General features: G+C 48.8%; 20 protein-coding genes. 10 read left to right on the top strand and 10 right to left on the bottom strand.

Features of this window, described 5'->3' with window-relative positions; all coding sequences use genetic code 11:
- Positions 1-308: 308 nt before the first annotated feature.
- The 5 genes from H6G46_RS12785 to H6G46_RS12765 all read right to left on the bottom strand — a co-directional run bounded on the left by H6G46_RS12785 (position 309) and on the right by H6G46_RS12765 (position 5585).
- Positions 309-755, bottom strand: coding sequence for an NUDIX hydrolase (locus tag H6G46_RS12785; protein ID WP_010871914.1), 447 nt, complete (start codon positions 753-755; stop codon positions 309-311).
- A gap of 4 nt (positions 756-759) precedes the next feature.
- The gene (argH, locus tag H6G46_RS12780; protein WP_010871913.1) at positions 760-2145 is read right to left on the bottom strand and encodes an argininosuccinate lyase; all 1386 of its coding nucleotides are present in this window, start codon (positions 2143-2145) and stop codon (positions 760-762) included.
- Between the two features lie 71 nt (positions 2146-2216).
- Positions 2217-2486, bottom strand: coding sequence for a hypothetical protein (locus H6G46_RS12775; RefSeq protein ID WP_020861516.1), 270 nt, complete (start codon positions 2484-2486; stop codon positions 2217-2219).
- 26 nt (positions 2487-2512) lie between these two features.
- Positions 2513-3958, bottom strand: a complete 1446-nt coding sequence (locus tag H6G46_RS12770; protein WP_231848823.1) for a PP2C family protein-serine/threonine phosphatase — start codon at positions 3956-3958, stop codon at positions 2513-2515.
- A 271-nt stretch (positions 3959-4229) separates the two neighbouring features.
- Positions 4230-5585 (bottom strand): TIGR03279 family radical SAM protein, encoded by a 1356-nt coding sequence (locus H6G46_RS12765; protein ID WP_010871911.1) that lies wholly within the window; start codon positions 5583-5585, stop codon positions 4230-4232.
- Between the two features lie 681 nt (positions 5586-6266).
- On the opposite strand from H6G46_RS12765, the gene H6G46_RS12760 reads away from it, so the two are divergent.
- The 5 genes from H6G46_RS12760 (at position 6267) to H6G46_RS12740 (ending at position 11851) form a co-directional block, all read left to right on the top strand.
- Entirely contained in the window at positions 6267-8612 is a 2346-nt protein-coding gene (locus tag H6G46_RS12760) for a ribonuclease R family protein (protein WP_010871910.1), read from the top strand.
- A gap of 128 nt (positions 8613-8740) precedes the next feature.
- Complete coding sequence (locus H6G46_RS12755) at positions 8741-9127, top strand: hypothetical protein (RefSeq protein WP_010871909.1); 387 nt, start codon at positions 8741-8743, stop codon at positions 9125-9127.
- Between the two features lie 208 nt (positions 9128-9335).
- Positions 9336-9620 (top strand): hypothetical protein, encoded by a 285-nt coding sequence (locus H6G46_RS12750; protein ID WP_010871908.1) that lies wholly within the window; start codon positions 9336-9338, stop codon positions 9618-9620.
- Entirely contained in the window at positions 9617-9991 is a 375-nt protein-coding gene (locus tag H6G46_RS12745) for a putative toxin-antitoxin system toxin component, PIN family (RefSeq protein WP_010871907.1), read from the top strand. Before H6G46_RS12750 ends, H6G46_RS12745 begins: the two co-directional genes overlap by 4 nt.
- A 60-nt stretch (positions 9992-10051) precedes the next feature.
- A complete protein-coding gene (locus H6G46_RS12740; protein ID WP_010871906.1) occupies positions 10052-11851 on the top strand; it encodes an FAD-dependent oxidoreductase in 1800 nt (599 codons plus the stop codon).
- Here H6G46_RS12740 and H6G46_RS12735 read toward each other — a convergent pair.
- Both H6G46_RS12735 and folP read right to left on the bottom strand, forming a co-directional pair.
- A complete protein-coding gene (locus tag H6G46_RS12735) occupies positions 11773-13161 on the bottom strand; it encodes a glycosyltransferase family 39 protein (protein WP_223211341.1) in 1389 nt (462 codons plus the stop codon). The genes H6G46_RS12740 and H6G46_RS12735 overlap by 79 nt on opposite strands.
- Positions 13158-14027, bottom strand: coding sequence for a dihydropteroate synthase (gene folP / locus H6G46_RS12730; RefSeq protein ID WP_010871904.1), 870 nt, complete (start codon positions 14025-14027; stop codon positions 13158-13160). Before folP ends, H6G46_RS12735 begins: the two co-directional genes overlap by 4 nt.
- Positions 14028-14196: 169 nt before the next feature.
- Between folP and H6G46_RS12725 the strand changes: the two genes are divergently transcribed.
- Genes H6G46_RS12725 through hemW form a run of 3 tightly spaced genes read left to right on the top strand, consistent with a single transcriptional unit; the run spans position 14197 to position 16625 of the window.
- Positions 14197-14748 (top strand): hypothetical protein, encoded by a 552-nt coding sequence (locus H6G46_RS12725; RefSeq protein WP_010871903.1) that lies wholly within the window; start codon positions 14197-14199, stop codon positions 14746-14748.
- Positions 14749-14787: 39 nt separating this feature from the next.
- On the top strand, positions 14788-15390 hold the full coding sequence (locus tag H6G46_RS12720) for a nicotinate-nucleotide adenylyltransferase (protein WP_010871902.1): 603 nt from the start codon (positions 14788-14790) through the stop codon (positions 15388-15390).
- Entirely contained in the window at positions 15387-16625 is a 1239-nt protein-coding gene (gene hemW, locus H6G46_RS12715; protein WP_010871901.1) for a radical SAM family heme chaperone HemW, read from the top strand. The genes H6G46_RS12720 and hemW overlap by 4 nt, the downstream gene beginning before the upstream one ends.
- 92 nt (positions 16626-16717) lie before the next feature.
- Here the strand turns inward: hemW and H6G46_RS12710 are convergent, their stop codons facing one another.
- The 3 genes from H6G46_RS12710 to fabD all read right to left on the bottom strand — a co-directional run bounded on the left by H6G46_RS12710 (position 16718) and on the right by fabD (position 18951).
- On the bottom strand, positions 16718-17173 hold the full coding sequence (locus H6G46_RS12710; protein ID WP_231848049.1) for a YbjN domain-containing protein: 456 nt from the start codon (positions 17171-17173) through the stop codon (positions 16718-16720).
- 72 nt (positions 17174-17245) lie between these two features.
- A complete protein-coding gene (locus H6G46_RS12705; RefSeq protein ID WP_010871899.1) occupies positions 17246-17788 on the bottom strand; it encodes a response regulator in 543 nt (180 codons plus the stop codon).
- Positions 17789-18069: 281 nt separating this feature from the next.
- Positions 18070-18951 carry an ACP S-malonyltransferase gene (gene fabD, locus H6G46_RS12700; protein WP_010871898.1) on the bottom strand — a complete coding sequence of 294 codons (882 nt, stop codon included), beginning with the start codon at positions 18949-18951 and terminating at the stop codon, positions 18070-18072.
- A gap of 188 nt (positions 18952-19139) precedes the next feature.
- On the opposite strand from fabD, the gene H6G46_RS12695 reads away from it, so the two are divergent.
- Together H6G46_RS12695 and H6G46_RS12690 are read left to right on the top strand one after the other, a co-directional pair.
- Positions 19140-21377, top strand: a complete 2238-nt coding sequence (locus tag H6G46_RS12695; protein ID WP_010871897.1) for a heavy metal translocating P-type ATPase — start codon at positions 19140-19142, stop codon at positions 21375-21377.
- Positions 21378-21605: 228 nt separating this feature from the next.
- Entirely contained in the window at positions 21606-22361 is a 756-nt protein-coding gene (locus H6G46_RS12690; protein WP_010871896.1) for a hypothetical protein, read from the top strand.
- Positions 22362-22373: the final 12 nt, after the last annotated feature.

The following is a 22373-nucleotide window of genomic DNA, read 5'->3' as shown; positions in this document are numbered from 1 at the left end:
AACACTAAACGCTATGCTAAAGCAACTGGGATTGAATTGCCCTGATATAGAAGGTAGTTATAATGGCTAAAACTCTTTATGAACAGGATTTACAAAAGTAGATTGAGCAAACGATCGCCACTTTATAAAAACCTGATTTTAAAGCTTCAGATATTGAGCAGTTGGTGTACTTAGGGAAATCGGATGAGAGACGATCGCCAATTTGGACCAGTTCCCCGACCATTGAACATAGGGGATGGGTATCAAAGACCTTGTCGAAAACTTAGCTGATTTATACAAAATATTTGCTCAATAAGAAATGCAGGGAATCAAGCAATGATTGTTTCCCCCCGTAAAAAATCCTGTAGTTGTTGATCGTGGTCATGGCTTAATGCTCCTAACGGTAAATCTTCCACCGCAAAAGCTTTTACTTCGGATATTTCCTGGCGATCGCCAATGAGCAAATCACCTTGCGCTTTAACCACCAGGGAAATGGTGACGGAGTGCATGCGGGGATCTCTGTCGGGACTGGAATAGACCCCAAGCAGGCGATCTATTTTTATCAACCGTAAACCAGTTTCTTCCTGTAACTCTCGGGCGGCCGTTATTGCCACTGTTTCCCCCCAGTCGATCAGCCCCCCTGGTAAACTCCATTGCCCTGTATCCCGTCGTTTGACTAGGACTATGGAACTATCTGATAGAACCGGAATTACCGTCACTGCTGATAGGGGACGACGGAGCAGTAACTTAATGAAAACCTGGGCATATCTCCACACCAATTTAAGTCTGGCTTAATTCAGCTTTGGCATTGGCGATCGCCATTTTCACCTGTTCAAAGCCCGTGCCCCCGTAACTATTGCGTGCCGCCACCACTTGCTGGGGGGTAATAGCTTGGTAAATATCCTCTTCAAAAGCGGGATGGAGCGCTTGCCATTCCGCCAGGGTTAAATCCTTGAGCAATTTCCCTGCCGCCAAACTGGTTTTAACCACCTTGCCCACCAGATTATAAGCTTCCCGGAAGGGGACTCCCTTAGCCGCCAAGTAATCCGCCACATCCGTCGCATTGGAAAAATCTTCCGCCACCGCCTCCGCTAACCGTTCTTGACGAAAAACAATACCTTCATCAAGCAAAATGGTCATGGCTTCCAGGCTCACTTGCACCGTTTTTACTGCATCAAACAGGGCTTCCTTGTCTTCCTGCAAATCCTTGTTATAGGCCAGGGGCAAACCTTTCATCAGTACTAGCATTCCTTGCAGATGACCCATCACCCGCCCGGCTTTACCCCGAATTAACTCTGGTACGTCTGGATTTTTCTTTTGGGGCATAATGCTTGATCCTGTGGCACAGCTATCGGTCAAACTGATAAAGCTAAATTCCTGGGAAGCCCAGAGGATCATTTCTTCGCTCAGCCGACTGAGGTGCACCATGATCAAACTGGCGGCGTTGAGAAATTCAATGGCAAAATCCCGATCGCTCACCCCATCTAAGCTGTTGGCGTAAACCCCTGCAAACCCCAACAATTCGGCACTGTAATGGCGATCGATGGGAAAAGTTGTTCCTGCTAAAGCCCCAGAACCGAGGGGAGAAACGTTAGTTCTAGCTCGAATTTCCCCTAACCGTTGCCAATCCCGTTGGGCCATCTGGAAATAGGCCAGTAGATGGTGAGCCAAACTGACCGGTTGGGCCCGTTGTAGGTGGGTGTAGCCGGGAATTAAGGTTTCCACATTGGTTTCCGCCAGTTGGAGCAACACTGCTTGAAAATCCCTTAACCGTTGGCGGATGTCATCAATTTGGGCACGCAGGTAAAGACGAACATCGGTTCCTACTTGGTCATTGCGGGAACGGGCAGTGTGGAGTTTTTTGCCCACATCCCCCACCAATTCTGTTAATCGGCGTTCCACAGCAAAGTGAACGTCTTCCTGGTCTACCCCTGGATTGAAATTACCGGCTCGGTATTCCTGGCGAATTTGCTCCAAGCCCTGCACTAGCTGTTCTGCTTCCCCTGGGCTGATAATGCCCGTCTTGGCCAACATTTTGCCATGGGCGATCGAGCCATCCAGGTCATATTCGATTAGTTCAATGTCAAAACCAATGCTGGCATTAAACAGGGCAATGGCGGGGTGCAATGTGCCTTCAAAACGATCGCTCCAGGTTTTTTTTGTCATTGGGATGGGGGGATTTCGTTGTGATAGTTAGCAAATGATGGCGGAGTAGTTAGTTTGAGAGGGGAAAAATATTAACCACCAGTGAAACCCCGTATGCCCCAACCAAGCACAAAACCAATAATCAAAGCCCAAATTTGCCCAGACTGGATAAAATTATTCCAGGCATTTTGGAAGTCAGCGAGGATATCAATGGATTTAATCGCACTGATATTCTGAGCAAAAACCATACTGTCCGTCAGCCAAGGAAAAGAAATTATTTGAGACATTTGCCAGTGGATATAACTGTGTCCCAGCCAGTCAGATGGTACAAAGATTGAAATTACTTCTGTAAACTGCCACATAGACGCTGACTCCCAAACAGTAAGGCTCACTCCGTCGATTTTACCCGCAGAACGACCAATGTCATATCGTCTCGGGCGGGGATTTTATCGGTTTGATGACTATTGTCTGAGCCCACAAATGCTTCCACCGAAGTGAAAATTTCCGTAAGGATACCCTGGGCAGTTTGGGCGGTTTCACAGGCCCGTTGGAAAGCAATGCGGAGATTTTTGTCGTCGAATCGATCGCCTTTGGCATTGCCCGCATCGGTCAGACCATCGGTATAGTACAGAACCACGTCCCCGGGAACAAGCTGAATCTGGGCATCCCGGTAATTGGAATCCGACTCCAAGCCGATTAAAGCTCCTTCCGTATCCAGGGGAATTAAACATTGGGGGCTGTCACTGCCGGCCCGCCACAATAGGGGAGGGTTATGGGCGGCGTTGCTATAGGAAAGTATGCTCGTTTCGGGGTTATATTCAGAATAAAACAAGGTGACAAAGCGATGGGAATTTTCCAGGTCGGCATACATTACCCGGTTGAGGTGGTTAAGAATTTGGGCTGGACTATGGCGGTTCAGCACTTCTGCCCGCAGCATCCCCCTAGTCATGGTCATAATTAGACCCGCCGGTACTCCTTTACCCATGACATCGCCGATGACAATACTCCAGGGCACCCCCAAATGGCTTGTGTTACGACATAACCAATCCCCCTGGCGCAGTTGGTCATAGTTGGCAGGAATGAAATCGTAGTAATCCCCACCTACCCGACTGGCGGTTTTACACTGGGCAGCAATGTCCAAACCATTAATTTGGGGACAACAACGGGGCAATAGTTGATTTTGAATTTCTGAAGCAATTTCCAATTCCCGATCCTGACTTTCTCTGGATCTCAACTTTTGGTTTAAATCACTATTGGCGATCGCCACAGCGGTTTGATCAGAAATTAGCTGTAGTAACTTACGACGGGTGGGAGTCCAGCTATAGTTACGATCTTGACTAAAGATATATAAGCGGCCCACTTCCTCTTGGTGACTCAAAATGGGGGTGTTATAACAGGCGATCGCCGGTAATTCTTGGCGCAATTGACGGTCAAAATAACTCAGGACAGTGGAAGAATCCAATGTGAGGTTAACCTGGCGGGCCTTCTGCAAAGCGCCTTTAATGGTGCCCTTAAGACTATTTTTGTGGCCATGGATTTGTTCAAAGATAGATATTTCCCCCTCTCTCATTAGAACTAAAGCACTGCCATCGGCATCGGTGACCCTGGTGGCCATCAGAGGGGTCAATTCCAGAAACTGATTCAGATTATGTAAACTCCGCAGGGCGTAGCCCATGGCCCCCAACAGATCCTGCACTTTATTTTGTTCCCGGTACAACTTAGCCACCAACTCCTTGAGAATGACCACCGGAGAAGTGGGAGGTTCAACAAAATTGCCGGGGGGAATAACGGCATCGGTGGACGGTAAGCTAGGCACGGGGGGCATGGAGGACATCCCAGAAAAGTTAGTTGGAGCGATGAAGCAAAAAGCCTATGGAATTGATAGATGAATAAACCAGTAAATCAGAGATTGGTGCATGACGTTTAAAGCCGGGGTGAAAATCGGCTCGTCCATTGAGCAGTTTTACCAAATGGTTTGAGCAAAGTTATTCTTAGCCCACTATCTGTCATGTAAAAACAATTGTTCTCAAGATAGACTGCCGACTACAACTCGGCCTATTGAACCAGCAAACTTCCCCATGGGTAAGAAAAATTAACGGGGTTTTTTAGCAATGGCGGGAGACAGCCATGGGCTGAACACAATGTTCCAACAAACTGGCCACATCAGCCACAGGGTAAATGGTTGTGCCCAACTTTTGAGCCACATCGGCCACCCGGAGGTCATCCAAGAAGCGAGTATCATCATGTTTCAACATCAGAGCAGGCAATAGAATACCATCCCCTAAATCTCTGCCTGCCAATTTAGCGATTAAATCCTGCCCCGTCAATAGTCCCGTCACCGTAATTTCCTGACCCCAATAGTCACTGTTTAAGGGCGCTAAATTAACTGTTAAACCCTTTACCTGATTTAACTGTTCCACCAGTAGCTCAAACGCTTGTTCTACAGCATTGCCCACTACCCAGGTCAACGTCTTGGCTTCGGCGATCGCCGGGGGGAGAAATTCCGCAGCTTGTTGTTGAAACTCCTTAATGAATTGACGGATAGACCCTACCCCGTTGCCAATTTGGGGATAGTCTTCGTAATGGCTTTCCGGTGGCAAAGGTTGACGGGCAATGAGAAACCATTCATCGGCCAACCAAACAAAGTTACCACCTAGTTGCTGGGCAAATTCCTTTTGCAAAGCTTGAACCTGGGCAATTACCTCCGTGGCTTTAGCTTGACCAACGGGGCTTAACTCATCTTCCTGGGGACGAAAACGGGTTAGACCCACCGGCACCACCGCCACTGAAATCACCGCTGGGGTTTCCCCTTGGTGAAACTGGGCTAAGTCCCTCAAAGTTTGCTCTAAGTGCTTACCATCATTAACACCAGGACAAACCACCACCTGGGCGTGGATCTGTAATCTTCTAGCTTGGAACCAAGCCAACTGGTCAAGAATCTGACCGGCCCGATGATTTTTTAACAATCTTTCCCGCACCGATGCTTCCGTGGCATGGATGGAAACGTAGAGGGGAGAAAGCCTTAACTGTTCTATGCGTTGCCATTCCTTGGCACTCAAATTAGTCAAAGTGAGATAACTGCCGTAGAGAAAACTCAGGCGATAGTCATCATCTTTGTAATACAAACTCTCCCGTTTCCCCGGCGGTTGTTGGTCGATGAAACAAAAGGGACAACGGTTATTGCACTGGATCAGCCCGTCGAATAGGGCCGTTTCAAACCCCAGTCCCAAATCCTGATCGAATTCCTTTTCTACCGCCAGTTCATGTAATTCTCCCTGACTGTCCAATACGTCCAATTCCAAATAATCGTCAGCGCAGAGAAATTGATAATCAATCAAATCTCTCGGTGCCTGACCATTAATACGCACAATGGCATCCCCCGGCTCAAAGCCCATTTCTTCCCCCAGGGACCCCGGCAATACAGTACTAATTTTGGCGGGACGCAGAGAAACTTCACTCATGACTTATGGGGCAAGGGGGCAAGGCGGTGGTTTGATGGGTAAAAAAGTTATCGAGAATTACGAAGATCGCGTTAGTTCAATGGATTACTTATCCTGGCCCATTCTACCTTGACCCATGGAGTGCATGGTTTTAACGGCTGTCCGGCCGGGGCAAAAGGCGATCGCCTAGGAAAGTTTGTCCGGTAATGTAGTGTGACCAGGACTTCGCTCTCTCTCTAGCCAAAGCTTTTCTACGCCGCCATGGTCAGGGTTTACAATATCCACACTTGGAAAATTCACACTAATAAACTTTTTTCCCTGTCTCTCTCCCCAAGTTTAGGGAAAAAAGAGATCAAAGTTCCCATTGAGGGCGCAGATTAGAACTTTGCCCACGGACCCTAACCACAAAGGTGACGTTCTCTTTGATACAATCAAGGGTTGTTATGGATTGTCACCGTCGGATTTGCTTCCATTGGTGCATTGCCTTTAATACTAGTTTATTTGCCCTCTGCCATGGCTCACCCACTTTCCAGGGATTGGTGGAGGGGGAACACCGCGCCAAAACATCTGTACACCTGCAGTTGACATAGTTCAGTACTTTACTGAGGGCGGATTTCCATTACAAACTTCATGGTCAATGGCAAACCTCGACAATTCTAACGCTTCCCTTCACCCCGTAAGCCCACCTCAGGATTCAGTTTCATGGATTATTCGATCGCCACACTTTTGTCCTATTTTGTTGACGACAAATTAGTAGCGGGTAAGTTTCTCGAAAAAAAACTAGGTTGTGAGAGTCCTGAGGCCATAGAAGCCCTACAGATTGCCCTCGATGCCCTGGAAAAAATGGGGGTACTAGTCAAAGAAAGGGGTAAATATAAGCGGGTGACCAGGGAAGATGTGGTGGAAGCCCGGCTGCGTTGTTCCAGTAAGGGTTTTTGTTTTGCCATCCAAGACGATGAAGATGCCACCGATATTTACGTCCGGGAAGGGAATCTCAGCAATGCCTGGAACGGCGATCGGGTTTTGGTCAAAGTGATTAAGGACGGTACCCGCCGCAAGTCCCCCGAAGGAGCAGTCCATCTCATTCTCGACCGAGCCAATCCTTCCCTGTTAGCGCAGGTGAAAAAAAGCGAAGATAATTACCGGGCTGTGCCGCTAGATGACCGCCTGCTATTTGAGCTGGAACTTCAGGATAAGGAGCAAAACCTCGGAGAAGCGGTAGATCATCTCGTTCATGTTTCCGTTCTCCGTTATCCCATTGCCCAGCACCCGCCCCTAGGCGAAGTTACTAAAGTGTTAGGCAGTGACGCTGAAGCCGCCGCCGACACCGATATCGTTTCCTGTAAACATGATTTGCCCCTAGGTTGGACTCCCGAAGCCATCGAAGCTCTGCAAAGTTTGCCCAAAGTGATTGAACCAGGGGAACTGAAAAAAAGGCAGGATTATCGCAAGCTCCAGTTAGTTACCTTTGGCGATGGTCCCCGGGGGGAAACGTTACCCTGGCAAGAGGTGGCCCTGAGCTTAGAAAGCCAAGCAAACCAATGGCAAGTAGGCATTCACATCACCGACATTGCCCACTACATTGCCGAAGATAGTCTGTTGGACCAGTTAGCCCGTAAACGGGGCACCACCGTGTACCTAGAAGAACAGATTTGCCCCCTGTTCCCCGAAGGTTTGATCGGGCGCTGTTCTCTCATTCCCGACGAAGATCGTCTGGCCCTATCCTTCTTTCTCACAGTGGATGACCGGGGGGAAGTAACAGGGTTTGAATACCACAGCAGTGTGGTCAAAGTCGATCACCAACTAGACTTCAGCGAAGTGCAAACAGCCTTGGCGGACATTGAATCCGTAAGTGGCGAGTTGAAACCCTACGGCGGCCTGCTCCAGGAATTATTTTTCCAAATTTGCCCCCTGATTAAATCCCAACGGCTACAGCGGGGGAGTTTTAACCTCCAAACAGAAACCGCTTCCCCCCGCCTGGATGAGGGTCGTTTGGGGGTGATCATGACCCAAGAAACCCTGCCCATTCGTAGTTTGTTAGCAGAATTGATGGTGGTGTTGCAGCGAGAAGTAGCTCTCCAACTGCAAGCCCTGGGCATACCTGGTCTCTACTGTGGCCAGGTCGCACCGGAAGCTGAAGATCTAACGGACATTGTTAAATTAGCGGAAAACCTCGATTTAGGCGTAAAAATTGACCTAGAAGGGGACATTATTCCCCAGCATTACCATCACCTCAGCCAAGCATTTGAATCCCTGCCAGCTAAAGCGGTGTTGAACCATTTGCTGGCTAATACTCTCAAAATCGAAAAGTATTTTAGCCATCCCGCTCCCCACTTTGCCCTTGCCTATGATTCCGGTTATACCCACTGTGTTTCTCCGGCCCAACGGTATGGGGATTTAGTAATACAACGATTGCTGAAACTCGTCTTAACAGAGGGGCGCGATCGCCGGACCAAACAAATGAAAACCGGGGTAGAGCTCAATGCCCACACCTGCCGTAACCAAATTAGCTGGAATGTGTTGCCCCCCAACCTCCAAGAAACCATTGAAGGGGATTTGCACCAGTTGGTGTTGGGACTCAATGACCGGGAACAAACTGCCGAAGATGCCGAAAAAGATCTATTGGGGCTGAAAAAAGCTGAAAAAATGAAAGCCCGCACCGGGGAAATCTTCCGGGGCTTAATCACTGGAGTCCAGTCCTATGGCTTCTTCGTGCAAATTTTCGACCTGCTGGCTGAAGGCCTCGTCCATGTTAGTTCCCTCAAAGATGACTGGTACGAGTTCCGCAGTCGCCAATGCGCCCTAGTGGGTCGTAAAAGTCGTACTTCTTACCGCTTAGGCAATGAGGTGGACGTACAGGTGCGCAGTGTGGACTATTACCGTCAACAAATTGACCTTGGAGCGGTTAATAATGCCCCCAAAGACTCCGCCAATATGGATTTTGATGATGATGACGAAGATGGGGACGAGCGGGAGGAACAAGACACCATGGATTGGGATGCCATGGAAGATGGCGATGATGATGAGGGAGGGGCGGTAATTTTCTAGTTGTTGCCTAGGGCCAAAACCTGCAAACCAACGCAGACTAAGGTAAAGGCCATTGTCGCCTGGTCAAAAGTTGTTAAAATTTAACAATTCGCAATAAATTTTAACAATTATCCCAGGAGCAACGATCAATGGCCGGATTATTTGGCTTATTTGGTAAAAAGGCACAGTACGTCGAAGATATTGAAGCCAACCCCAGTCCTCAGCCAGAAAAAAAAGAGGCATTTTTTCTTGAAAGCGACGATGCCAAAAGCTTGGGCAATGCCGAATACATGCGGACTCCCATCAAAATTAAACGGAGTTTTCCTAAAACTCTCAACTCCCAGGGAGGGGAAGTGGTCAAGGAGATTTCTGCCATGGAGGTGAAAAAAATCCAGGCTAATGGTCAACCGGCCCCCAGTACCAAAATGGATTCCGCCCCATCCCAGGCCAACTCTACCCCGGCCAACAACGATCGCCGTTCCAACGACAATAGTTTGGACATGTTCCGCCAGATGGCTAAGGATTTGAAAAAGTAAAATGGTAAGGGGTAGCGAAAATTTCTGAGATTTTTCGCAAACAAACCATGGCCGGGTGCATTGACATTGCTCTAATGGCAGAGGAATTTGGGCACTCGGTCAACATTTACCAAAAGCCATTGTAGTTCTGGCAGGTCAAGCATTAAACTTTTGTCTGGGCTGGGTAACCTATGATGGTAGTGGCAATCTTTGCTTTTCCTTCCAGACCATGAGCACCATCGAGCAAGTTCTCACCGCTACTGTTACTGCAGAACAGACCCTAGATCTTCCCCCGGAAATTAAAGCCAAACTAGTTCCTGGTGAAAGCTACAAGATTACAGTTCACGAAGACAAAATTGAGCTAAAACGAGTTCCTGCTTTTGATTGGGAAAAGTGGGAGCATAGTTTACGGCGTAATGGTGAGGAACTTACCGATGAAATCATGGAAGAAATTTGCGAATTAGTGCGAGAAGTGCGTCGTGAAAATCGCCTTGAGAGCGAATCGGCATTATGAAGGTCGTCCTAGATACAAACCTTTGGCTTTCCGGGTGGTTATGGCAAGGGTTACCAGGTAATCTCATAAAATTAGCTCGTAAAAAAGAAATTTTGACCTGTACTTCCGTAGAAATTTTGCAGGAAGTGGAGAAAGTTCTAAGTTACCAAAAGCTGCAAAAAAGGCTCGCATTACTGTCTTTAACGACAGAAGAAATTCTACTTGCGATGGGCGAAATTTCTACTATTTATCCTATCCATCCCCTAGAAGTTCCCGAACTGCGGGATCCTCGGGATCCTAAAGATGCCATGGTTTTGGCCACGGCGATCGCCTCCCAGGCTGATGCTATTATCAGTGGTGACACTGATTTACTCGTCCTAGAAACGTATTAAAATATTCCTATTTTGACGGCAAAACAATTTTTAAATAGTCTGTGATTTCCCAGAAACATTATGGCCATTGCAACAAAATCTATTGCCCGATTGACCACAGATATTTTGGTGGTGGGAGGTGGCACTGGGGGCACGGCGGCGGCGATCCAGGCGGCCCGACGAGGAGTAAAAACCATCCTTGTTAGCGAAGGGCCCTGGTTGGGAGGTATGTTAACTTCCGCTGGAGTGTCTGCTCCCGACGGCAATGAATTGGCCGCTTGGCAAACGGGGCTATGGGGAGAGTTTTTAAGGACTTTGACGGTCCAACAACCCGGGGGTTTAGACCATAGCTGGGTGAGTTTATTTACTTTTGATCCCCGTCTAGGGTCCAAAATCTTCGCTGATTGGGCGGCAGAGTTGCCTAATTTAACTTGGATTGCCAATCAATGCCCCATGGAAGTGGTAAAAAATGGCGATCGCCTGGTGGGGGTGAGATTTCCAGACTATGAAATTCGAGCTAGGGTAATTCTGGATGGCACAGAGTTGGGGGATTTACTAGCCCTGGGAGATATTGGCCACCGTTGGGGTTGGGATTGGCAGGATAAATTTGATGAACCCAGTTGTCCGATTGCTCCCAATGAGATGACAGAAGAGTATCCAATACAGTCCCCCACTTGGGTATTTTTGCTACGAAAAACAACTAATAATCAAACAAATATCATTGCTGAACCTACTATTGATGTAGCCCAAGATTTTACCCATACTTGGCAGAACTATGGAGAAAAAGATTTTTTAACCTATGGCCAATTACCCGGCGAGCATTATATGATTAATTGGCCGATCGCCGGCAATGATTATGGCAAAGATTTAAACCGTTTATTGGGCGGTGAAAAGGAAAAGCAAACCTATTTAAAGGAAGCTTATCAATATAGCTATGCCTACGCCTATTACCTCCAAAAGCATCATTCAGAAAACTTAGAATTAGCCACAGGAATTTTTCCACAAACTGGAGATATTTCCACCGCCTTTGCTCTCCATCCCTACTATCGGGAAAGTAGGCGCTTAAAAGGTCAGCAAGTTATTACAGAAAGGGATATTTTACCCCAGGGTCAGGTAGCATCCCTGCCAATTTATAACCAAAAAGTTACTAGCATTGGGGTGGGAAATTATGCCAACGATCACCACTATCCTGGCTATGAATTTCCTCTTACTCCCAAATCCTTAATTTGGGGCGGAAGATGGACGGGAACCCCCTTTACCATTCCTTTTCCAGCTCTTTTATCTCCGACAGCGCGGGGCTATTTACCCTGTGAAAAAAATATTTCCGTCAGTCACATGGCCAATGGCAGCACCCGTTTACAACCCCTAGTTATGAACACAGGGCAAGCAGTGGGAATGATAGCGGCTTTAAGTGTGGAAAAAAATTGTGACCCCCAGGACTTAGACGTGCGGGATGTGCAGGAAGCCCTGATTGGCGATCGCCGGGCCCCAGCGGCGGTTATTCCCCTATTTAATTTAGTTCCCGACCACCCCGAATGGCGGCAATGGCAACAATATTATTTGGACAATCCTGATCAGTATCCCCCCTCAGGCCATTGTCCCGTGGATGTTAATCTGGCTCAATTGCCCTTATCTAAAAGTCAATCTGTTTACACCGGCGAGCTGCAAAAAAGTGAACACCAAACCTATCAGTTAATCTGCCAACAATCGGGCAAAATTCTCAAAGTGATTACGGAACGACCGGAAGTGGCGGAGCAATTAATCAACCACGCCAATGGCAAAAAAATTACCTTAGGAGGTCGTTATAATTCCGCCGGCAATTGGTTAGTGGTGGAAACCGTAGAAACTATCACATCAGGCAAAGACCTAGGGGGCAGATAGCTTAAGGGGGTATAGATAACCAAAAACAGGCAGACGAATAGTCCCCAAAAAAGCACATTGATAAACTCCGGTTGCTGACGGTCTAACAACAGGGAAGTCATCACCAAGGTTAAAGACAATAAAACTAGTACCAATATGGTGATTACACCATCCCGGGCAGTCCAACTGGCTAAATTGCTCCTGCCATAGGAGAAATGAATAGCTATGGCCCCCAAGGCAGTCAAACCGGCTAGGGTCAGGAAAAATCGACGCCACCAGGGAGTATAAACCAAAGTACTAGCTCCTCGGCGTATTTCAGCTAAGGTCAATCCTGCTGCCAATGCCAAAACTACTAACAGGGGCATCACCAAGGAAGTGCTGGCCCAGGGAGAAATGATGACTAACATACCGTACACTCCCCCTTGGCAAAGCAGGAAACGGGCCCAACTCCAGGGCAATGCTTGTTGGGCCCGGGGAAAAGTATTCAGAGCAAAAATTAGACCGGGGGAACTTGCCAGTAGCCAGAGCCAGCCCCTTAACTTTAGGGGCCAGGGAGAGCCACCAATGACCATTATCGAGTCCACAATTTCTCCATGGAGCAAGAAACCATAGCCCAGCCACCAGGAGATCGCCGGTAGTAAACCTAAAACTAGACCAAACCCAAATAGGGGTGAAGATTTTAAACGGGGTGTATCCCAATGGAGAAAAACTAGACTAGTGGCAAATAGTACGATGGAAGTAGGCAAATTTGTTAATGCCAGGGCACTGAGGGTCAGACCCAAGGGTAAGCCTCCCCTTAAATCCCGACGGCAAAACAGTGCACTAGCTAGACAGGCAATGGTTAACGGTAAGACAAAACTGTTAATGCTAGCTACCCTGGCCCAATAAACCACAGTGGGGGCAGTGCCATAAACTACTAAAGTGAGGAAGGCGGGCAAACTGCGGCTGTACAGTTCTTTGCCCAGCCAATATAACAACGGCAAACTGGCCCCATTGAGCAAAGCTCCCAGTAAACGATCGCCCCATAATTCATGGCCAAAAATCATTTGACTAAGACTAATTAACCAAATGGGCAATGGCGATCGCCCTAGGTTCTCAAACAAGCTAGTTGGAGTAAAGCCGTAATTTTGTAGTGTTGCCCGCCAATAATGGGCTGATTCAACTAAATTTGTTTCCTCTCCCCGCCGTAGGTTATGGAAGTCTAGCCCCCAACAGAACAATAGAGCGATGGGGACCATCACCAGAATTAAGCCCGACCATTCCTCTAGGGCCCAACGCTGGAGTTTTTGCCCCAGATTTTCCATTAACTTCCTTAAGTTAGGCTTACTCATCGCCATAGGGCATCTGCAACCTTACATATCTGGGCCATGGCTTCCACATCATGGACTCTGACTATATCTGCTCCCCCGGCGATCGCCCGACAGCAGGTCGCCCCAGTACCCCAAACTCTTTCCTTCGGATCAGGTTGGTCAAGAATTTTGCCAATGAAACTTTTCCGGGATGGCCCCACCAATAGGGGAAAACCAAGTCTTTTTAGCTCCGGTAACTGGCGCAGTAGGGTAATATTTTGCTCAGCGGTTTTAGCAAAGCCAATGCCTGGGTCAAGGATAATCTGTTCGGGCAATACGCCGTAATGGCGGGCTAGATCTACTTGGGCGCTGAAAAACTGCCTCATTTCCCCGATTAAATCCCCATAATCCGTCAAATTTTGCATAGTTTGGGGGTTACCCCGTATGTGCATCAAAATAATCGGAGCCTTGTGCTGGGCGGCGACCGCCAAAATTTCTGGTTCAAAGGTAGCTCCGGAAATATCGTTGACCATATCCGCTCCGGCTTGGAGAGCTTGTCGTGCCACTTCCGCCCTGGTGGTATCGATGGAAATGGGAATGTCTAATTCTTGCCGGAGAGCTTGGATAATCGGAATAGTGCGCTCTAATTCTTCCTTCAAGCTAACAGTTTCTGCCCCCGGTCGGGTGGACTGGCCGCCAATGTCAATAATGTGTGCTCCCCCCTGCACCATGGTTTTAGCCTGGTGGATGGCCGTTGGTAGAGAGTTAAATTCGCCCCCATCACTAAAACTGTCCGGCGTAGTATTCAAAATTCCCATCACATAGGTGCGTTTGCCCCAATCAAAAAGGGTTTGGCCCACCGGGAGGGGAGGGGGAAAATAATCACTCAATTGATCCAACTGGTCCATAGGTTATCGGAGGGAAGTTTGGAACGCCGGGATAGCTCTTGGTAGAATGTATCCCAAGGGCAATGCTAGTTGGACGGTGTTTGCTGGCTCCAGCGGTGGCAAAGCCTAATGATCCTAACAATACAATTTTCGCTGATTATTTCGGGTTCTATCCCCCAGTTTCCTAACCATGCCCCTGCATTTCGCCGCCTTGATTCCCATTGACAGCTTGTTTTCCACCCAAGGCATTATGGTGATGCTGTTGGGGGCCTATGCCTTGGCTATGTGGTTATTTCTCACCAGTGCCCCCAAGGTGTACACAGTGATGGTGTCGGACCTGGCGATCGCCAAAGCATTTTATGAAGGTTTGCTGGAGCTAGCCGTGGCGGACGTGCCTCTGCATTATTACTACAACTATGAACAAACCCTAGGTACTGCGGGTTGGGACTCATTTTCCATGGCGGCTAACCCCCAAATTCCCCCCGAGAATCGCTACAGTGCCCAGGACGGGCTTTGGTATCAGTTGAAAAAAAATACCCAACTGCACATCATTGGTGGGGCTAGCTTTGGCAGTAACAATCGCCAACGCCATGTCTGTTTTGACCACGATTGTTTGGAGCAAATTTTTCTGCGGGTGCAATCTCGCCGTCTCCGCTATAAAGTACGCAGTCGCAAGCCGTTGAATTTTTTGGTCAAGGATTACGATGAGCGGGTAATTGAGCTAACGGAAGTGAAAAATTAATTGTTCGGAGACGAAAGTAATATAAATTCAAACCCCTTCGTGAAAATAGCCCTTTTTGGCACCAGCGCCGATCCCCCCACCCTAGCCCACCGGGCCATCCTCATTTGGTTAGCTCAACATTTTGACCAAGTAGCGGTGTGGGCCGCCGACAATCCTTTTAAGCAAGGCCCCAATCCCGAAACAGGACACTGGGCCAGCCTGGGCGATCGCCAAGCAATGTTGAAGCTGTTGGTGGAGGATGTACAGAAGGATTACGCCACAGTGCAAATTTGGGAAGATTTGAGCGATCGCCGCAGTTTAATTAGCCTGCAACGGGCCCAACAAAGATGGGGGCTGGAACCGGATTATGCCTTGGTGGTGGGGGCAGATTTAATTCGGCAAATTTCTCAATGGTACGCAGTAAAAGAATTATTGCCCGCTGTCCAATTGGTGATTTTTCCCCGGCCGGGCTACGGCATTAATCAAGCTGATTTGGATAAATTGGCCCAGTTAGGAGGGCACTACCAATTAGTTAACCAAGGCGACGATCAAGCCATCACTCCCCCCATTTCCTCCAGCATTTACCGGCAAATTCGAGACGACGATCTAATTCCAGATCCGGTGCAAAGCTACATTCAACAAAGGCAACTTTATCGCCAGTGAATACAGGTACATATTTAATGCCCACTGCCGCCTACATTCACATTCCCTTTTGTCGCCAACGCTGTTTTTATTGTGATTTTCCTATTGCTGTGACGGGTTTCCAGTCTTTAACCCTGGACGGTTGGGTGGGGGAATATGTGGAAGCAGTATGCAGAGAAATTGCGGGGCAACAACACCAAGGCCAGCCTTTACAAACAGTTTTTTTTGGTGGAGGCACCCCTTCTTTATTGCCGATCACCGGTTTGGAAAAAATTTTGCTGGCGGTTGATCAATATCTGGGCATTGCCCCGGACGCTGAGATAAGCATTGAAATTGATCCTGGCACCTTTGACCAAGTTCAATTGCAAGGCTATAAAAATTTGGGCATTAACCGCTTTAGCTTGGGCGTACAGGCTTTCCAAGACAATTTACTGGCCCTTTGTGGCCGCCACCACCGTCGCCGGGACATCGATCAAGCCCTCACGGCGATCGCCAAGGAGAATATTGAAAATTGGAGCTTGGATTTGATTACGGGGCTACCGGAGCAAACGGCAGCAGATTGGCACAGTTCCCTAACCTTGGCTCTAGCCGCAGGGCCTAAGCATATTTCCTGCTATGACTTAGTGTTGGAACCCCAAACCGTTTTCGACAAATGGGAACAGCGGGGGAAATTGGCTGTACCTCCCCCCGAACGCAGTGCTGATTTTTATCGCCATGGCCAAGAAGTATTAACCCAAGCCGGTTTCCACCATTACGAAATTTCCAACTATGGCCGCCCCGGCCACCAATGTCGCCATAACCAAATCTATTGGCGTAATTTGCCCTACTACGGTTTAGGCATGGGGGCCACCAGTTACATTGACGGTAAGCGTTTTGGCCGGCCCCGTACGAGAAATGGCTATTACCAATGGCTAGAATCTTGGCTCAATCAAGGCTGTCCCATTCCGGGGGAAAGGGTTTCTCCGTTGGAAAATTTGTTAGAAAGCTTGATGTTAGGACTAAGGCTGACCGCTGGGGTAACGTGGGCCCAACTGCCTTCGGTTAATCAGACAGAAAAGGCAAAAATCCTTGCTACCCTAACTTCCTTTGGCGATCGCCGTTGGCTGGAATTTTATGGCGAGGATAACCAAATGCTAGCCCCGAACCAGACCACAACGGAAACGGTGCAGAGGTTTTGCTTCACTGATCCGGAGGGAATTTTATACTCCAACCAGATCCTTAGCGCTCTGTTTGCGGCTCTGGAAGAAGATTTTTAGTTGGTTAATACTTGACTTTAGCGGCAGTTCCCTCCTTTCCAAGGGGGGCTAGGGGGGATTAAGCAGCCAAAACTCAACTTTTCAAACACGCTCTAAGCGCCGTATTTTTCCTTCAGGCGATCGTCATGGTCATCGGCCAGGGTAGCAACGAGGGTAATGGCCCGGGAAATTTCGCTGGGGGAAAGATCCGCCACAGTGCGCTGATGGAGAGCCACTAAATGATTTTCCCGTAGAGCAAAACAGGCTTCAAAGGTATCTGACCAATTTAATTGCATCACTTCCGCCAATAATTGGCCTGGATCTGTTGGTAAGGGCATTACCTCGGCCCAGACCCGAAACAGATCATTTTCCCCTTCTCCGGTAAGCTGTACTAGCACTTCCACACTGCCATAGGCAAATTTCCAGATGCTGCCCTGGTCGTTATCTTGCACAAAGGCGCTATTTTCCTGGGCCATGCCGGAAATAACCGTTTCCACTACATCGTGATGACTAGCAGGGGTCATTTCATCCATGGTGGGGTTGGCTAACTCTGGTGTAGGGGATGCCATAGTCATACTCTCAACTTCTCAACACAAAGGTTTCACCCCAAGTCTAACGGTCAACAGGCCCAATAGCATAGCCTAGGAAAGCCGTTGCTTGATGAAAGTTACTAATTGCCCCAACTGTTTTTTCAACAGGTCAATTTCGCCGTGCATTTGGGCTACCTGTTGTTTGAGTTGTTGCACTTCAGCGGCCAAATCTCCGGCTGGGGCAGCGCCACTGGCAACGGCGGCCACAGGAGCGTGTTTTTTAGCTTTGATCATGGCCTCTTTGATGGCGGCCACCAATTCCCGTTGCTCAAATGGTTTTTCCACAAAAGCAAAATACTCGAAGGGTTCGGGAATTTTTTCGAGCACTTCTTCCTTCCGACCGGACATCAACACCAAGGGAATAGCCTTGAGTTCGGGGCGTTCCTGCACCGATTGAAACACTTCCCAGCCACTCATTTTGGGCAGGAGAAAGTCCAACATAATCAGGTTGGGCCGCTCACTCTGGATCAGATTAAAACCTTCGAGGCCGTCCTTGGCTTCAATCACCTCGAAATTTCCCTGGGGCAACATATCCTTAACTCGCATACGGATAACTTTGCTGTCATCGATGACTAGAATCTTGTGGGCAGACACGATAGACTCTCCTTCGAGAAAATGGGGTGAAAAACAGCTGTGGCAGACTTGTTGGATGCTGCCAACCCGTCAAAATTCTTGCTTGCTCTGTTCATCTTAGAGGAATTTGGGGTGGGAACAAACTCCCAGAAGGTCAATGTTAGCAAGCCTAGACGGGAGAAGGGGAACCATAGGATCATGGTTGAGAAGTCCCTGTGATCCTTTGATTATGGGCAGAATCTAATTCCAAAGCCTCCCAGTATTGGGGAATTTAGGGGATAAATCCAGACTTTTCCGTCACCCTACAGGGAATTCAAGTCGTCTAATTGGCCAATATTTTTCAGGTTCAGATCAGGGCAAGTTCGTTTACATAGACCAGTCAGTACTTTGCCTGGGCCCACTTCCCAATAATCCGTTGCCCCAATTTCTCCTAGGTTAACCATGGTTTCCCGCCAGCGCACGGAACCGGTCATTTGTTGAATTAGTTTTTCTTTCAGGCGATCGCCGTTTTGGGTAGGGCTAGGATCAACGTTGGAGAGTACGGGCACAGTGGCGTCGTTGAAATGGCAAGCTGTCAGGGTTTGGGCGAAGGATTGGGAAGGTTGGGCCATAAAGCTGGAGTGGAAAGCACCGGAAACCTTCAGAGGCACGGCTCGGCGTGCCTTGACGTTGGCTAAAATTGCTTCTACACCGGCCACAGTACCGGAAATTACTACCTGTTCGGGGCTGTTATCGTTAGCTAATACAACCTCTGTATTATCCGTCAGGGCTTGCTGTAACTGGGTTTGATCGAACTTCATCAGGGCGGCCATCATGCCCCCGGAAGCGCTGGCCATCACCTCTGACCGTTGTTTAACCAGTTGCAAACCCGTGGCAAAATCAAATACCCCAGCGGCGTAGAGGGCGGAATATTCCCCCAGACTATGACCGGCTACGTAATCGGGCTGAAAACCTTTATCCCTGAGCAAATCAGCCAAAATTGCTTCAATAACGTACAAACAGGGTTGGGTATTTTGGGTCAGGGCCAGGCTAGCTTCATCCCCTTGGCATTTTTCCACCACTGACCAGCCAAGAATTTCTTCGGCTTGCTGATATTTTTCCTTGGCGATCGCCGTTGAGAGCAGATCTACCCCCATGCCCACAGCTTGGGAACCTTGGCCGGGGAATACCCATGCAGTTTTCATGTACTTATCTCAGTAAATTAAAAAATTAAAAATTTGGTCACTGCCAAAGAGTTCCACTGCTGACATCGTCCGTCTTTAGCTAGGCAATTATACCAAGGCGGGGCCCGGAGCTATTCCTGAGCTTGCCAATGGGCGGTGGCTAAAATTGAAGGTAAGCTTTTCTTTGTACTGAGTATTACCGATTAACCATGGCCCAAACCATCAATCTGCAACTAGAGGGAATGCGCTGTGCGGCCTGTGCTTCCAGCATTGAACGGGCGATCGCCAAAGTGCCGGGGGTGCAGTCTTGCCAGGTGAATTTTGCCCTGGAGCAGGCGGTGGTCAGTTATCACGGGGAAACGACCCCCCAAATCCTCACAGATGCGGTGGAGCGAGCGGGTTACCACGCTAGGGTGCTTAAACAACAGGTTTTATCTTCCCAGCAAACCGAGGATAGGAAACCCGTGTTTTCGGCCAAATTGGTAACGGGGTTAGTAATCAGCGCTGTGCTCTTTTTTGGCTCCTTGCCCATGATGCTGGGGGTAAATATTCCCCATTTTCCCCATATTTTCCATGATCCCTGGTTGCAATGGTTATTGGCTACGCCGGTGCAGTTTTGGTCTGGAGCGGAGTTTTATCGGGGAGCTTGGAAATCCGTTAGAACCCGCAGTGCCACCATGGATACCCTTGTAGCCTTGGGCACCAGTGCGGCGTATTTTTACTCCGTAGCCATTACCCTCTTTCCCCAATGGTTAACTAGCCAAGGGTTAGCAGCCCACGTTTATTTTGAAGCGGCGGCGGTGGTGATCACCCTGATTCTGTTGGGGCGGTCGTTGGAACAGCGGGCCCGGCGGGAAACTTCAGCAGCGATCCGTAAATTAATGGGGCTACAACCCCAAACAGCACTCGTTAAACGGGGGGAACACTGGGAAACAGTGGCGATCGCCGAGTTGGCAATTAACGATGTGGTGCGGGTGCGGCCGGGGGAAAAAATTCCGGTGGATGGCGTGGTGGTGGCGGGAAATTCCACTGTGGATGAATCGTTGGTGACGGGGGAAAGTTTTCCGGTAGATAAAACCGTTGGGACGGAAGTGATTGGGGCCACGTTGAATAAAAGCGGCAGTTTAGACATTCAAGTCAGCAAGTTGGGCCAGGATTCCGTGCTCGCCCAAATTATCCAACTGGTACAGCAAGCCCAAGCTTCTAAAGCTCCCATCCAGCACTTTGTTGACCGCATCACCCACTGGTTTGTCCCCACAGTAATTGTGGTGGCGATCGCCGCTTTTTGTATTTGGTGGCTGACCACGGGCAATATTACCCTGGCGGTGTTGACCTTGGTGGAAGTGCTGATCATCGCCTGTCCCTGTGCGTTGGGCTTGGCCACGCCTACGTCTGTGATGGTGGGCACGGGTAAAGGGGCGGAGTATGGCGTGCTAATCAAAGAAGCTAGCAGCCTGGAAATGGCGGAAAAATTAACTGCTATTGTGCTGGATAAAACTGGCACGTTAACCCAGGGCAAACCCAGTGTGACCAACTTTTTTACTCTGTCCCCCACTTCCACGGAGGAAAGTTTACAGTTAATCCAATGGGCGGCCAGTGTGGAGCAATATTCCGAACATCCCCTAGCGGAAGCGGTGGTTAATTATGGTCAATCCCAACAGGTTAGTTTGCTAGAGATAGACAATTTCCAGGCGATCGCCGGTTGTGGGGTGGCAGGACAATGGCAGGGGCAATGGATACGATTAGGAACGTCCAATTGGTTAACCGATTTGGGGGTAACTGGTACGGAGCATCAACCATGGCAAAGTCAGGCCCAGCAATGGGAAAAGGAACAAAAAACCGTTATTTGGCTGGCAGTGGACACGGAAGTTAAAGCTCTATTGGCGATCGCCGATGCCATCAAACCATCCTCTCCCCAGGTAGTACAGGCTCTGAAAAAACTGGGTTTATCCGTTTATATGCTCACTGGAGACAACCAAGCCACCGCCCAAGCCATTGCCGACACAGTGGGTATTCGCCATGTGTTAGCCCAAGTGCGCCCCGGCGATAAAGCCCAACAGGTGGAACAGTTGCAACAGAAGGGAAATATCGTCGCCATGGTGGGGGATGGCATTAACGATGCTCCCGCCCTGGCCCAGGCCGATGTGGGCATAGCCATTGGTACTGGCACCGATGTGGCGATCGCCGCCAGTGATATTACTCTGATTGCTGGAGATTTACAGGGAATTTTGACCGCTATCAAGCTGAGCCGGGCCACCATGGGTAATATTAGACAAAATCTCTTCTTTGCGTTTATTTACAACGTGATCGGCATTCCCGTAGCTGCTGGGCTGTTCTATCCCCTCTTCGGTTTACTGCTCAATCCCATCCTGGCTGGGGCCGCCATGGCCTTTAGTTCCGTTTCCGTGGTGACCAACGCTCTGCGTCTGAAAAAATTCTGTCCTTAGGGTATGGCTAAACTTTAATTTTTTTGGTAATGACAATCGGTAAAAGGATCGTTTATTATGACAGCTATCGGCTCTAGTCAATATATCTGTTTTTTTGACGTTGCAAGCGATGATTTTGCTGGATTTTGGGGTCTAGGGGGCTGGTAGGAACTGTTTTTTCCGTATGTGCGTCCCCAACCTGCCAGTATCTCTTTACTTTAGGCTAATCTTTTTTGTGAATTCACTGTCATGGCTCAATCCCCCTGTTCCCGATTGCTAGGCGAAATTTTAAGGGAAGCTGACCTCATTACCGAGGCCCAGATACAGGTTGCTCTCCAGGACCAACAATATTCCCCTCTGCCCATTGGCGAAATTTTAGTGGTGCGGGGCTGGTTACACCAAGAAACAGTGGACTTTTTTGCCGAATCCTGGCCCCGGATGGTCAAAACCCGCGATCGCCGTCCCCTGGGTTATTACCTACAGCAGGCCTATTTACTCCAAGAGGATCAGGTTAATTTAATCCTGGAAGAACAGCGCAAATTGGGGGTTAGATTTGGTTCAGTGGCGGTGCTCAAGGGTTGGGTAAAACAAAAGACCCTTGATTATTTCCTCGAACATTTGATGCCAGAAGCAATAACCACTTCTGCTTTTCAAGGTCGAAATACCCAGAGCAACATCGCTTTTGTCCGGGATACTCGCCTACAAACGGAAACAGGCTACGAAACCAAGGGAATGGGCGATCGCCGCGCCCCCGTCAACACCCCTTCTCGGGACCGAGTCACCCCCTCCCGTGCAAACGATAATGGTGGACGTATTATCCTTAATCCCTTTGCCAGTAATTCTGGTAACGGGAAGATACGCACAGGTAAAACCAAGTCAACCCAAGGTAGTAGCAGTTCTACCACCAATTCCAACCGGGAGGATTTCGACCTAGCTTCGGTTTTGGCAGATGGCGCTAAATCCACTGCAGAAAAGGATTGGGAAGAGCGCATCTGGATCGATTAGTCCCATTGGGTA

The sequence above is a fragment of the Synechocystis sp. FACHB-908 genome, assembly GCF_014698595.1.
Classification (GTDB): domain Bacteria; phylum Cyanobacteriota; class Cyanobacteriia; order Cyanobacteriales; family Microcystaceae; genus Synechocystis.
This window is presented reverse-complemented; position numbering and strand designations above follow the sequence as displayed.

What these genes read in the sequence shown, in the direction of transcription:
- argH (WP_010871913.1), bottom strand. Translation starts at nt 2,145, where the DNA reads ATGACAAAAAAAACCTGGAGCGATCGTTTTGAAGGCACATTGCACCCC.
- H6G46_RS12775 (WP_020861516.1), bottom strand. Translation starts at nt 2,486, where the DNA reads ATGTGGCAGTTTACAGAAGTAATTTCAATCTTTGTACCATCTGACTGG.
- H6G46_RS12770 (WP_231848823.1), bottom strand. Translation starts at nt 3,958, where the DNA reads ATGTCCTCCATGCCCCCCGTGCCTAGCTTACCGTCCACCGATGCCGTT.
- H6G46_RS12765 (WP_010871911.1), bottom strand. Translation starts at nt 5,585, where the DNA reads ATGAGTGAAGTTTCTCTGCGTCCCGCCAAAATTAGTACTGTATTGCCG.
- H6G46_RS12760 (WP_010871910.1), top strand. Translation starts at nt 6,267, where the DNA reads ATGGATTATTCGATCGCCACACTTTTGTCCTATTTTGTTGACGACAAA.
- H6G46_RS12755 (WP_010871909.1), top strand. Translation starts at nt 8,741, where the DNA reads ATGGCCGGATTATTTGGCTTATTTGGTAAAAAGGCACAGTACGTCGAA.
- H6G46_RS12750 (WP_010871908.1), top strand. Translation starts at nt 9,336, where the DNA reads ATGAGCACCATCGAGCAAGTTCTCACCGCTACTGTTACTGCAGAACAG.
- H6G46_RS12745 (WP_010871907.1), top strand. Translation starts at nt 9,617, where the DNA reads ATGAAGGTCGTCCTAGATACAAACCTTTGGCTTTCCGGGTGGTTATGG.
- H6G46_RS12740 (WP_010871906.1), top strand. Translation starts at nt 10,052, where the DNA reads ATGGCCATTGCAACAAAATCTATTGCCCGATTGACCACAGATATTTTG.
- H6G46_RS12735 (WP_223211341.1), bottom strand. Translation starts at nt 13,161, where the DNA reads ATGAGTAAGCCTAACTTAAGGAAGTTAATGGAAAATCTGGGGCAAAAA.
- folP (WP_010871904.1), bottom strand. Translation starts at nt 14,027, where the DNA reads ATGGACCAGTTGGATCAATTGAGTGATTATTTTCCCCCTCCCCTCCCG.
- H6G46_RS12725 (WP_010871903.1), top strand. Translation starts at nt 14,197, where the DNA reads ATGCCCCTGCATTTCGCCGCCTTGATTCCCATTGACAGCTTGTTTTCC.
- H6G46_RS12710 (WP_231848049.1), bottom strand. Translation starts at nt 17,173, where the DNA reads ATGGCATCCCCTACACCAGAGTTAGCCAACCCCACCATGGATGAAATG.
- fabD (WP_010871898.1), bottom strand. Translation starts at nt 18,951, where the DNA reads ATGAAAACTGCATGGGTATTCCCCGGCCAAGGTTCCCAAGCTGTGGGC.
- H6G46_RS12695 (WP_010871897.1), top strand. Translation starts at nt 19,140, where the DNA reads ATGGCCCAAACCATCAATCTGCAACTAGAGGGAATGCGCTGTGCGGCC.
- H6G46_RS12690 (WP_010871896.1), top strand. Translation starts at nt 21,606, where the DNA reads ATGGCTCAATCCCCCTGTTCCCGATTGCTAGGCGAAATTTTAAGGGAA.